Origin of the sequence: Streptomyces sp. GESEQ-4 (genome assembly GCF_017948455.1) — a bacterium.
Taxonomy (GTDB): Bacteria; Actinomycetota; Actinomycetes; order Streptomycetales; family Streptomycetaceae; genus Streptomyces.
In genome coordinates this window covers 653,719-666,151 of sequence record NZ_JAFFSU010000001.1, presented here as the reverse complement: position 1 = coordinate 666,151, position 12,433 = coordinate 653,719, and the positions used below count along the sequence as shown (strand labels likewise).

Genomic DNA, 12,433 nt, shown 5'->3' with positions numbered 1-12,433 from the left:
CTCGTCCTCCACCTCCATTCAGCGGGACAGCACCGTGCAGGCGCTCACGCCGGGTGCGCCGTACACATGGGTGAAGCCGACCCTGGGTTCACCGGGGACCTGGCGTTCGCCGGCCCGTCCGCGCAACTGCTGGACGACCTCGTAGACCTGGCGCAGCCCCGAGGCGCCTATGGGTTCGCCGTTGGCGATGCAGCCGCCGTCGGTGTTGACCGGCAGGGCGCCGCCGATCTCGGTGACGCCGGAGGCGACCAGTCGTTCCTGCTCGCCGTCCTCGCAGAACCCGCACTCGGCCATGTGCATGACCTCGGCGCCGCTCTCGGTGTCCTGCAACTGGCAGACGTCGATCTCGCCGGGCCCGATCCCCGCCTCCTCGAAGGCGGCAGCCGAGACATCACGGCTGACGCTGGTCAGCTCGCCCCCGGGAATCCAGGGGCTGAACACCTCGAACGAGCCGAACCGCCGGGTGCGTACGGCCGCCGAGCGCAGGGTGACCGACGGGCCGTCCAGGGCGCGGGCGGCCTCGGGCGAGCAGAGCACCAGCGCGGCCGCGCCTGCTCCCGGGGAGCAGAACATGTAGCGGGTCAGCGGATCGCTGACCATGCCGGATTCGAGGATCTCCTCGGCTGACACCGGCTTGCGCCGCCATGCCTCAGGGGTCAGACCGCCGTTGCGGTACGCCTTCTCGGCGACCAGGGCGAGAGTGCGGGGCGTGATTCCGTGGTCGTACATGTAGCGCTGGATCTTCATGCCGAAGAACTGGGTGGTCACCATCAGTCCGTCGCTGCCGTACTCCGCTCCCAGCCCCCAGTCCTCGGGCCGCGGGTCGAAGGCGCCGCGCGGGTGTTTGTCGAAGCCGACCGCGAGGACGACGTCCGCCATGCCGGAGCGGATCGCGTTCACGGCGGAGATCAGCGCGCTGCCGCCGGTGGCGCAGCCGTTCTTGACGTTGATGAACGGCAGCCCGGTCAGGCCGAGTTGGGCCACCAGAGTGTCGGCGAGGCCCGCGCTGTCGCTGCCGCCGAACGCGGCCCGCACCCGCGACCACTCGATCCCGGCGTCCGCCAGCGCGGCGTTCACCGCACCGACAGCCAACTGCCGGCCACTCGTCTCCGACCGGCCGAACGGGGTGCGCCCGGCGCCGCAGATCAGTACGTCGGTACTCATGAGCCCTCCTCGCCGGGGGTCGTGGGCCTGGCCCGTGGGACGCCGTGGCCCGCGGTCACGGTGAGGGGCATGCCGATGCGGACGTCGTCGAGGTCGTCGACCTCGAGTGCGGCGGCCACCCGCACGCCTTCCACCAGCTCGACGTAACCGAGCGCGAACGGCACGAAGCCGCCGGGCGGGGCCTGATAGGGCGGGGACTTGGGGGCGTACCGCTGCACCGTCCAGGTCCACAGCGTGCCGGTGCCGTGGAGGACGACCGGATCGGCCGGTCCCCCGCAGCGCGGGCACGCGTCATCCGCGGGGTAGACCGTCACCGCGCAGCCGTCGCCGGAGCAGCGTGAGCCCTGGAGCCCGACGGCGGTGGCGGTCGGACTCCGCGGATCCGTGGCCATCCGGATCAGCGTCCCGTCCACTTGGGTTCGCGCTTCTCCAGGAACGCCGACACGCCTTCGTTCGCGTCCTCGGAGTTGAGCGCCACGCCCACGGCGAGGTGCTCCATCACCATCAGCGACTGGGTGTCGGCGTCCAGGCTGCGGTCGATCGTCATCTTCGTGAGCCACATGGTGAAGGGGCTCTTGTCGACGAGGTCGCCGATGAAGTCCTCGACCGTCGCGTCCAGCTTGTCGGCCGGGGCGGACTTGTTGATCAGCCCGAACTCCGCGGCCTCGACCCCGGAGAGCAGCTTGCCGGTGAGCATCAGCTCCTTGGTCTTGCGGATGCCGATCATGCGCGGCACCCGGTAGATCGGGCCGGCTCCGCCGAACAGCGCACGGCGGATGTGGAAGTCGCCGATCTTGGCGTCGTCCGCGGAGATGGCGAAGTCGCAGGAGATCATGATCTCGAAGCCGCCGGCGGTGACGTGGCCCTCCAGGACGGCGACCGAGGGGGTCTTCATCGAGTAGAGGCGGTCGCAGACCTTCGCGGACTTCACCGCGACGTCGATCGCGTTCGACTTGCCGACGTACTCCGCCTTCAGGCTGTCGAGGTCGAAGCCCGAGCAGAAGGTCCCGCCACGACCGCGGAACACCAGAACGCGCAGCTCGGGGTCCTCGTCGACCTCGGTGATGATCTCGTCGAGCCGGTTCAGGATCGGCACGGTGACGCAGTTCTTCTTCCACGGGCGGTTGAGCCAGACACGGGCGACGTGGCCGTCACGCTCGAACTGGATCTCGTCTTCCACTGCCATCTCTTCGCCTCCAGATTGAACTGAATTCACTACGAGTCTGGGAGGGGGAAGATGTCCTGTCAACCCTTAGATCGAGACTGATTCATCAGGTGAAGGGATCCTGCGATCCAAGCAAGAGAGATCACGCCAATGATCGAACCGAACCTGATTCAAACTCGCTCTTGAGGAGCATACCTACTTCGGTTCAATATGACGGAGGGGTCCTCCCCCTCCCAATGACCGCACCCCGGAAGGACCTTCATGTCCGGCATCTCCCGTCTCGGCATCGTCGGCTGCGGCCTCATGGGCTCCGGCATCGCCGAGGTCGCCGCACTGCGCGGTCTCGATGTGACCGTCGCCGAATCGAGCCCCGAACTGGCCGCCGCCGGCCGCGACCGTGTCACCGCCTCCCTCGATCGCGGGCTGCGGCGCGGAAAGCTCACCGAAGCCGACCGCGACCAGGCCCTGGCCCGGCTCTCCTTCACCCACGACCTGGGCGACCTTGCCGACCGGCAGTTCGTCGTGGAGGCCGTCGCCGAGAACCGGGAGGTGAAGCTGGACGTCTTCCGTCAGCTGGACAAGGCGGTCACCGACCCGGAGGCCGTCCTCGCCACCAACACGTCCTCGATCCCCGTCGTCGATCTCGCCGTGGCCACCGGCCGGGCCTCCCATGTCGTGGGGCTGCACTTCTTCAATCCGGTACCGGTGCAGAAGCTGGTCGAGGTGATCCCCGCCCTCACCACCGGCGCCGACACCCTGACCCGCGCCCGCGGCTTCGCCGCCGAACAGCTGGGCAGGACGGTCGTCCAGGCGCCGGACCGCTCGGGCTTCGTGGTCAACGCGCTGCTGGTGCCGTACCTGCTCTCCGCGATCCGCATGGTCGAGTCCGGAATGGCGCGCGTGGAGGACATCGACAGCGGCATGGAGCTCGGCTGCGCCCACCCGATGGGTCCGCTGCGGCTGCTCGACCTGATCGGCCTGGACACGGCACAGGCCGTCGCCGAGTCGATGTACGAGGAGTACAAGGAACCGCTGTACGCCGCTCCCCCGCTCCTGCGCCGCATGGTCGCCGCGGGCCACCTCGGCCGTAAGAGCGGCCGGGGGTTCTACGTGTACGAGACATAAGCCGTCCAGGGCCGGGGACCGGCGTGCGTCGAGGCCGTCGTGACGGCCAGGCGCCCGCCGCCCCCCTGCCCCGCAACCGCGCGCTCTGGTTCGGGAGGACCGGCAGGCACCTGTGCCGCGGCCGGTCAGGCGTTCCGGCGCAGTTCGTCCGCGCAGCGCTCGGCCATCATCATCACGGTGGTGTTGGTCGGCGTGGCCGGGATGTCCGGCATGATCGAGGCGTCGACCACGTACAGCCCGTCGAGGCCGTGCACCTTGCCGCTCTGGTCGACCACGGCGTTCGGCGTGCCCTCACCGCCCATCGCGCAGGTGCCCACGGCGTGGCAGTAGGTGTTCTTGCCCTGCAGGACGGCGCGGGTCAGGTCGGCGTCCGTGGTCGCCTCGGGTCCGGGCCACTGCTCCGCGCGTACGTACTTCTCCAGTGGGCCGGAGCCCATGATCTCCCGGACCTGGCGGATGCCGGCCACCATGCGCCGCAGGTCGTCTGGGTGGTCCAGCAGGCCGAGCCGGATCGACGGGTCGGCATCAGGGTCGCGTGAGGTGATCTCCACCCTGCCCAGCGAGTACGGGCGGACCACAGCGAGGGGCACCAGCATCACCCCTGGCTCCATGGTGAACGGCAATGCGTGCAGGTCGACTTCGCCCTGGCTGCCTGCCCCTGCCGAGGAGAACGCCAGGGCGGTCTGCAAGGGGGGCATGAGTTCGCCGACCGTCGCCTCGTCCACGGCGTAGGTGAGGTACACCATGGGGTGGTCGCGGAGGTTCCTGCCGACGCCTTCGAGGCACTGGGTCGTGGGGATGGACAGCCTGTCGAGCAGCCGCCGCGGCCCGATGCCCGAGCGCATCAGGATCGCCGGGCTGCCGATGGCTCCGGCCGACAGGACGACCAGGTCGGCTTCGAGAGCGGTGCCGTCGGCGAGGATCACGGCGCGGGCCGTCCCGTCCTCGGTGAACTCCACGCGGTCGACGGTCTGTCCGCCGAGCACGGTCAGGTTGTCGCGTTCGCGGGCCGGTCCGAGGTAGGCGATGGCCGAGCTCTGGCGGACGCCGTCCTTGCGGTTGAAGGGGACCGGGCCCGCGCCGCGCCGGCCGGCGCCGTTCATGTCCTGGTGAATGGTGTGGCCGGCCTGGGCGCAGGCCTCCAGGAACGCGGACATGACGGGGCGCAGCCCGTTGCCCTCGATGAAGCGCTCGATGTGTACGGGGCCTTCGGTGCCGTGCAGTTCCCCGCCTACCGGGTCGTCCTCCAGCTTCTTCAGATACGGCAGGACCTCGTCCCAGGACCAGCGGTCGTTGCCGAGTCCGGTCCAGCGGGCGAAGTCCTCGGGTGTGGGCCGCAGGGCGTTGGCGCCGTTGACGGACGAGGAGCCGCCGATGACCTTGCCGCGCAGGACGGGCACGACGCCCTGCTGGACGATCCCGAACATCGGGATGCTGTCGCCCTCGACGACGTGGTCGGCCGACTCGTAGCCCCAGTCATGGGTGGTGAATCCGAACTGGTCGGCGTCGAGCACCTCGGGTGCGGTCTCCTGCGCGGTGCGGTAGTCGGGCCCCGCTTCGACCAGCGTGACGGTGTTCGCGGGATCCTCGCTCAGCCGGGCGGCCAGGACTCCACCGGCGGAACCTCCGCCACACACCACTATGCGACGCGCCATGGTTGCCTCTCTTCTCTTCTTTGAGACGAAGGGTTCGGAAAGAACGGGTTCGTGGAGAAACGGGTTCGTGAAGGAGCGGGCGGTCTTTCAGCCGTTCAGGGGCGCGCCCGACAGGGCGATCGACTTGGGTTCGAGGTAGTCGTCGAGGCCTTCGGGGCCGTTCTCGCGGCCGATGCCCGACTTCTTGCTGCCGCCGAAGGGCGCGTTGATGTCCAGGGTGTAGCTGTTGATGCTGAACGTCCCGGTGCGCACGCGGCGGGCGATCCGGAGGGCGGCGTCCTCGTCCTGGGTCCAGACGGTTCCGGAGAGCCCGTACGGGGAGTCGTTGGCCAGCTCGACGGCATGGTCGGGACCGTCGTGCGGGATGGCGACGACGACCGGGCCGAAGATCTCCTCCTGTGCGATCCGCATGTCGTTGGTGACGTCGGTGAAGAGGGTGGCCTCGAGGTACCAGCCGGTCGTCAGGCCCTCGGGTCGGCCACCGCCGCAGGCGACGGTGGCGCCTTCCTTCCTGCCGAGGGCGATGTACTCCTCGACGCGCGCCCGGTGCGCCTCGGTGATCAGCGGTCCGATCACGGTCGCGGGGTCGGCCGGGTCACCGATGGGCAGGGTGCTCATGTGGCGGGCCAGGGCCTCGGTGAACTCCTCGTAGCGGGCGCGCGGCAGCAGGATGCGGGTCTGGGCGGTGCAGATCTCGCCCTGCATGAAGGCGGCGCCGCAGCCGACGAGAGCAGGGACGACGGTGTCGATGTCGGCGTCGTCAAGGACGATCGCCGCCGACTTGCCGCCGAGTTCCAGCGTCGTACGGCGGATGTCGCGGCCGCATACTTCGGCGATGCGGGCGCCGATCGCCGTACTGCCCGTGAAGCTGACCTTGTCCACACCGGGGTGGGCGACCAGGTACTCGCTCTCCGCGACATCGGCGGCGAACAGGCTGATGACGCCCTCGGGCACCTGCGATTCGGCGACGACCTCGGCGAACACATGGCAGGCGAGCGGGTCCTGCACGGGCGCCTTGACGACGACCGTACAGCCGGCCATGAGGGCGGCGGCGATCTTCTGGGCGGTCAGCGTGAGTGGGCCGTTCCAGGCGGGGATGGCCACGACGACACCGACGGGCTCGCGCACGATCAGGGTGCGGGTCGGTCCGTTGACCCGCTCCTCCTCGAAGACGAACTCCTCGGCCAACGAGGCGTAGAAGCGAAGGTAGTGGGAGGGCGCGACGGCGAAGTAGCCCTCGGCGAAGCCGCGTGGGCTGCCGGTCTCGGCCATGGCCAGCTCGGCCAGTTCCGCCGCCCGCGTGTCGAGGCGGTCGGCGAGGTCGCGCAGGGCCGCGGCGCGCCGGCTCACGGTCCAGCTCGGCCAGGGGCCGGCGTCGAAGGCATGCCGGGCCGAGGCGACGGCGGCGTCGATGTCCTCCGTGGAGGCCAGCGGGACGTGGCCTATGACCTCCTCGGTACTGGGTGAGACGACCTGCGCGACGCGGTCGGTGGAGGGGGCGGTGAGCCGTCCTCCGATGAGGATGCGGTCGTAGTGGTGTGCCATGGGGTGACTGCCTCTCTGCGGAAACACTGCGCGGAAGGTGTGGGGCGGAGGGGTGCGGGGAGGAGGGTGCGGGGCAGGAGATGCGGGCTCGGTTTCCGGTCGCACGGCCGGCCGCAGGGCATCGCCCCGGGTGCACACGGTGGAAGGGAGCGGAGGTCCGTCGGCCGACCCCCGCGGTGCACGACGTCGGTTCTCCGGCGTCGTGAGGGCTTGGGCCGGAACCCGGACGGGGGCGTCCCGGGTCGGCCCGGCCGACGGAGATTCCTCACCCACGGCCGGACCGTCACCCACGACCGGACCGTCGCCCACGGTGCGCTGCGTCGCGGTGCCGGAGCCCGGCCCGGGCCAGGTGCTGCCGCGCTGGCCGCACCCGGCGGGGCGGCCAGCGCGTTGGGCCGGTTCGTCACAGCGGCCTCGCGGCGACGGCCTCCGCGGCCGCACGCCCCTCCGCGACCGCGTGCGCGATACGGCGCGGCACGACGCAGTCGCCGACCGCGCGGACCGTCTGGTGGGGGCCCGGGGTGAAGTGAGGGCGGCGCGGGCGGCGTTCACCGACGGTGACCAGGACGTCGGCGGGGAGGTGTGTCTCCTGACCGTCCAGGACATGGCGCAGGCGTACGCCCTCGGTGGTTGTCGAGGTCACGGTGTTCATCGTGACGACGCGCAAGGGCGCACCGGTGAGCCGGTTCATCAGCTGGGTGCGGTTCTCCGGCGAAAGACCCGTCGCGAACCCGGTGCCGGGGGTGATGACGGTGACCTCCCGGGCACCGGCCGCCAGCGCGCTCTCGACGGCGCTGATGCCCTGCCACCAGCCGAAGCCGTCGTCGAGGACGACGACGCCTGCCGCGTCGGGGACGACATCCGCATACCGGCGCAGGAACTCCGTACTTGTGAGGGTCGCCAGCTCGCCCGGCACGGGGACGGACGCTTCCTCGGCGCCGGTGGCGAGCACGACCTGGGAGTACGCCGCCAGATCGTCCGCTCCCAGGGAGGTCCCCAGCGATACGCGCACCCCGAGGTCGGTGAGCTGGTCGCGCTGATAGTCGACGAACCTCTGCCAGCCGGAGCGGTGCGGGGCGAGGGAGGCGAGGCGGGCCTGTCCGCCCGCATACCCGGCCGTGTCGAAGACGGTCACCTCGGCGCCGGACCGGGCGAGGGCCATCGCGCACTCCATGCCGGCGGGGCCCGCCCCCACAACGGCGACAGGGTGGTTCCGGCTGCCCGGCCGGGTGAGCAGCAGCGGTACGGCCGGGCGGGTGGCCGCTCCCGGCGGGCCCAGCTCGGGGTTCACCGCGCACGACCCCGTGGGCTCGAAGGTCCGGCAGCCCTCGTTGCAGCCCGTGCAGGGGCGTACGGATCGCTCGTCGCCCGCGATCACCTTGCGGGCGAAGTCCGGGTCGGCGATGAACGGGCGGGCCATGCCGACCAGATCGGCCCCGGAATCCAGCGCCCGCTCGATGTCGGCGACCGTCCGGAAGCTCTGGCTGACCAGGAGCGGCAGTGCGACTGCCGCGCGGAGCCTGGCCACGGACTCCAGCAGCGGTGGGCGGGCGGTGGCCATGCCGGGGACGTAGGTGTTGCGGACACCGGTGGTGACGTTGACGTACGCGAAGGGCGAGGCGGCGCAGAGACGCGGAAGCAGTTCGGTCAGGTCGTCCAGGCCGAGTCCGGAGTCCTCGCCGGGCTCCACCGACACCCGTACGCCGATGGGGAGTTCACCGATCTCGGTGCGGATCGCGTCGATCACCTGGGCGAGCAGGGCGATCCGGTCGCCGTACTCGTCGTCGCGGGTGTTGTTGACCCGGGACAGGAACTGGGCGAGCAGATAGCCGTGGCCGGCGTGCAGTTCCACGCCGTGAAAGCCGGCCTGCACGCTGTTCGCCGCCGAGATACGGAAGGCGTCGACGACGCCGCGCACTTCTTCCGTGCTCAGCGGGTGGGGCGCGGTCGCCTCGCGGGGCGAGCGGACGGCCGCGGCGGAGACCGGCGCGTAGTAGGTGCCGGCGCCCAGGGTCTCCCGGCCGAGGTGGACGAGTTGCGCGACGGCCACGGCTCCCCCGTCGGTGATGGCCTCGGCGCGGCGGCGCACGGCGTCCTTGATCTCGGGGCGCCACGCTTCGGTCAGATACCGCTGCGGCAGAGTCGACTCGGGGGCCACGGCGGTACCTCCGGTGATCACCATCCCGGCGCCACCCTGGGCCAGCCGTCTCCAGTAGGCCGCGTCGGTCTCGGTGGGGGCACCCTCGGTGACGGCTGCGGTGGCGTGGGCGGTGGCGACAAGACGGTTGCGGAGGGTGAGACCGCCGAGCGTGAACGGCGCGGCGAGGGCGGGCGCGGTGCGTGACGTCATGCGGCTCTCTTCGTCTGCTCTGACTGCCTGTCGTCTGCTCTGACTGCCTGCTCTCTTTGCCTGTTCAGGCAGCGGACCGTGTGGAGAGACCGATGAGTTCGGCGAGTCGGGTCCGGTGCCGGTCCGCGGTGCCGAACAGCACCTCGCTGCTGCGTGCGCGGCGTACGTACAGATGCGCCGGGTGCTCCCAGGTGAAGCCGATGCCGCCGTGCAGTTGGACGTACTCGGCCGTCGCCAGCCGGAAGGTCTCGGAGCAGACCACGGCGGCGGCGCTCGCGGCCACCGGCAGTTGCGGCGAGCCGACGGCGGCGCAGGCACTCGCGTACGCGGACGCCGAGCGCGCCGCCTCCAGCGCGACCAGCACATCGGCCAGCCGGTGCTTGACGGCCTGGAAGGAACCGATGGGACGCCCGAACTGGTGGCGCTGTGCGGTGAATTCGACCGTGGCGTCCAGTGCGTGCCCGCTGCCGCCGACCTGTTCGGCCGCCAGTGCGGCCCGCCCGGTGTCGAGGGTCGCCGAGACCGTGTCGCCGGTGGCTTCCGCCGTGCCGACGGCAGTGGCCGGTGCCCCGCGGAACTCCACCAGCGCTTGGCGGCGCGTCTCGTCCAGGACGCGGCGCGCCGTCCGCAGGCAGGTGTCCGGGGTCGGTTCGCACGCGAACAGCCGGGCGCCGGCGGGCGTTTGGGCCCGTACCAGGATGAGGTCCGCTCCGGCCCCGTCGAGCACGAAGTCCGCCTGACCGCGCAGCACCCAGCCGGAGCCGCCCTGCTCGGCGGTGACGGCGGGGTCGCCGGGCTCCTCGGACTCTCCGGCGTCGAACCCGGCCACGGTCGCGGTGAGCGTGCCGTCCGCGATCCGCGGCAGGTAGCGCTCGCATGCGTCCCGGTCGCCGCTGTGCAGCAGGGCGTGGGCGGCGAGGGCCACCGTGGGCAACAGGGGCGCGCAGTACAGGGCGCGCCCGGATTCCTCCAGGGCCACGGCCAGTTCGGCGAACGTGTAGCCCGACCCGCCGTACTCCTCCGGCACGGCCAGTCCGTGGACACCGATCTCGCCGGCGAGTCGTGTCCAGAGCACTTCGTCGTATCCACGCGGGGTGGCCAGATGCTTGCGGACGTCCTCGGGACCGCTCGCCTCCGTGTAGAAGTCCCGCAGAACGGTGCGGAGTTGCCGCTGTTCGTCGGTTTCGGACAGCAGCTGGGGGTCGATCTCGGGGTGGCGAGGGTGCATGGGGTCTCCATCGTGCTCGTGTGCTGGAGAACGGCATCAAGACAGGAACTCTGAGCCAACACTATGACCTAAGAACTGAACTCAATTCATGAACATAGGCATCACTGTCCGGACCGGGCAAGACCCGTGCACGAGTCGATTCGGGCCTCGTCAGTTCCCGACAGGCCCGACAGGGCGGGGCGGACCGGAAACCGCCCAGACAGCGATCAGACAGTGAACCGCCCGCCGTTGGCGAGCAGCACCGCGCCGACCAGGTTCGCCGCGGCATCACTGGCCAGGAAGAGTGCGATGTCGGCGATCTCCTCGGGTGTCGCGTACGGGCGCAGCCGCGGGTCGGCGAATCCGGCACGCAGCGCCTCCGGGGTGCGCGCCGCCATCCCCGTCTCCGTCGGCCCCGGAGCCACCACGTTCACGCGGATCCCGGACGCGATGACCTCCTTGGCCACGGCCTGACTCAGGGCGTGCACACCCGCCTTGGAGGCGGCGTAATGGGGGTAGCCGACCGGGGTGTCGAAGGCCGACGACGAGCCGATCACCACGATCGCCCCGGCCCCGAAGGGCCGCATGGCCCGCACGCCGGCGCGCAGCACATGGAAGGTGCCGTCCAGGTTCACCCGCATGACGCGCCGCCAGGACGCGTCGTCGAGGGAATCGGTCACTTCGGCCGGCCGCCCCTCGACCACCGCTTCCGCGATGCGCCGCTTGGCCTCGGGGTCGTCGACCCCGGCCGCGTGCACCAGGACGTCGAGCTGTCCGTACCGGCGCAGTACGTCCTGGACGGCGCCGTCGACGCCCGCCGCGTTCGCCACGTCGAGGGTGACCGGCCGCCCGACGGGCAGTTCCTTGGCGACGTCCGCGGCGCCGTCGCCGTTCACATCCGCCAGGACGACGGCCCGCGCCCCTTCCGCGGACAACTGCCGGGCGACCGCCGCGCCCATGCCGGAGCCGGCGCCCGTCACCATCGCGACCTTGCCCGTGAACCTGTCCGCCTGACCATCTCCGTGCATCAAACCGATCACTCCTTGACCGAACTCCGTACATGGACTTCACCGCACGCCGCATATTGAACCGACTTCACCTCTGTTACCGTGGCGGCCACGGGGCTGACAAGACGTGGGACGGTGAAGATGAGGGCACTGCGGCTGACCGCGTGGGGGAAACCTCCGACGCCGGCCGAGGTCGAGCAACCTGTCCCCCACGGCACCGAGGTGCTGGTGCGGGTGGATGCCGCCGGGCTCTGCCACTCCGATCTGCACGTCGTCGACGCGGCTCCGGGAGCACTCCCCTACCGGCTTCCGTTCACCCTCGGCCATGAGGTCGCCGGGTGGGCCGCGGCCCTTGGGCCCGACGCCGACGGAGTGGCGGTCGGTGAACGGGTGGTGCTGTACGGACCGTGGGGCTGTGGCACCTGCGACCGTTGCACCGCGGGCCGGGACAACTACTGCGACCGGCGTGACACCCTCGCCTGGCACGGGGTGGGACTGGGCCGGGACGGCGGCATGGCCGAGTATGTGCTCGTTCCCTCCGCCCGCCATCTGGTGCCGATCGGCGACCTGCCGCCCGATCAGGCGGCGCCGCTCACCGACGCGGGCCTGACGTCGTACCACGCCGTGGCCGGCCTCCGGCCCGCACTCGAGGAGGGCACCACCACCGCCGTCATCGGCATCGGCGGGCTCGGCCACCTGGCCGTACAGATCCTCCGCGCGACCACCGCGACCCGCGTGCTGGCGGTCGACACCCGGGAGGATGCGCTCGCTCTCGCGGACCGCTCGGGCGCGGACTTCGGCACGCTGGTACGGCCGGACACCGGCGGTGTTCTGAAGGCGCGGACCGGTGGCGCGGGAGTGGACGCCGTCCTCGACTTCGTCGGCACCGCGCAAACGCTAGAACTCGCGACCGGCATCCTGCGCGCGGGTGGTGAAGTGGCCGTCGTGGGCAGCGGAGGCGGTCACCTCACCGTCTCCAAACCCGGCGTTCTCCCGCCGGGGTTCAGGCTCTCACTGCCCTTCTGGGGCACCCGCCCCGAACTCGCCGAGGTCGTGGCGCTGGCACGCTCGGGGGCGATCCACGTCGAGACGGAGCGGTTCCCGCTGGCCGCCGCACCGGAGGCGATCGACCGGCTCCGTCAGGGCCGGATGCGAGGGCGGGCCGTGCTCGTCCCCGACTGACCGGCCATGGCAACGCCTGCAAACGCCTACAGA

General features: G+C 71.0%; 10 protein-coding genes. 2 read left to right on the top strand and 8 right to left on the bottom strand.

Translation table 11 applies throughout. The features are described from left to right. Positions 1–18: 18 nt before the first annotated feature. Genes KCH48_RS02985 through KCH48_RS02975 form a run of 3 tightly spaced genes read right to left on the bottom strand, consistent with a single transcriptional unit; the run spans position 19 to position 2,350 of the window. Positions 19–1,164 (bottom strand): thiolase family protein, encoded by a 1,146-nt coding sequence (locus tag KCH48_RS02985; protein WP_210570094.1) that lies wholly within the window; start codon positions 1,162–1,164, stop codon positions 19–21. Next, positions 1,161–1,556, bottom strand: coding sequence for a Zn-ribbon domain-containing OB-fold protein (locus KCH48_RS02980; protein WP_210570092.1), 396 nt, complete (start codon positions 1,554–1,556; stop codon positions 1,161–1,163). The genes KCH48_RS02985 and KCH48_RS02980 overlap by 4 nt, the downstream gene beginning before the upstream one ends. A 5-nt stretch (positions 1,557–1,561) precedes the next feature. Beyond that, positions 1,562–2,350, bottom strand: coding sequence for an enoyl-CoA hydratase/isomerase family protein (locus tag KCH48_RS02975; protein WP_210570090.1), 789 nt, complete (start codon positions 2,348–2,350; stop codon positions 1,562–1,564). A 240-nt stretch (positions 2,351–2,590) separates the two neighbouring features. Between KCH48_RS02975 and KCH48_RS02970 the strand changes: the two genes are divergently transcribed. Then, a complete protein-coding gene (locus tag KCH48_RS02970) occupies positions 2,591–3,454 on the top strand; it encodes a 3-hydroxybutyryl-CoA dehydrogenase (protein ID WP_210570088.1) in 864 nt (287 codons plus the stop codon). A 125-nt stretch (positions 3,455–3,579) separates the two neighbouring features. Here KCH48_RS02970 and KCH48_RS02965 read toward each other — a convergent pair whose 3' ends face one another. From KCH48_RS02965 to KCH48_RS02940, 5 genes are all read right to left on the bottom strand, one after another. After that, a complete protein-coding gene (locus KCH48_RS02965) occupies positions 3,580–5,109 on the bottom strand; it encodes a GMC family oxidoreductase (RefSeq protein WP_210570086.1) in 1,530 nt (509 codons plus the stop codon). A gap of 87 nt (positions 5,110–5,196) precedes the next feature. After that, positions 5,197–6,654 (bottom strand): aldehyde dehydrogenase, encoded by a 1,458-nt coding sequence (locus KCH48_RS02960; protein ID WP_210570084.1) that lies wholly within the window; start codon positions 6,652–6,654, stop codon positions 5,197–5,199. Positions 6,655–7,057: 403 nt separating this feature from the next. After that, a complete protein-coding gene (locus tag KCH48_RS02950) occupies positions 7,058–9,004 on the bottom strand; it encodes an FAD-dependent oxidoreductase (RefSeq protein WP_210570080.1) in 1,947 nt (648 codons plus the stop codon). 64 nt (positions 9,005–9,068) lie between these two features. Beyond that, on the bottom strand, positions 9,069–10,232 hold the full coding sequence (locus tag KCH48_RS02945; RefSeq protein ID WP_210570078.1) for an acyl-CoA dehydrogenase family protein: 1,164 nt from the start codon (positions 10,230–10,232) through the stop codon (positions 9,069–9,071). A gap of 206 nt (positions 10,233–10,438) precedes the next feature. Continuing rightward, positions 10,439–11,239 (bottom strand): SDR family NAD(P)-dependent oxidoreductase, encoded by an 801-nt coding sequence (locus KCH48_RS02940; protein ID WP_210570076.1) that lies wholly within the window; start codon positions 11,237–11,239, stop codon positions 10,439–10,441. A 120-nt stretch (positions 11,240–11,359) separates the two neighbouring features. Between KCH48_RS02940 and KCH48_RS02935 the strand changes: the two genes are divergently transcribed. Beyond that, complete coding sequence (locus tag KCH48_RS02935; RefSeq protein ID WP_210570074.1) at positions 11,360–12,400, top strand: NAD(P)-dependent alcohol dehydrogenase; 1,041 nt, start codon at positions 11,360–11,362, stop codon at positions 12,398–12,400. Positions 12,401–12,433 lie beyond the last annotated feature (33 nt).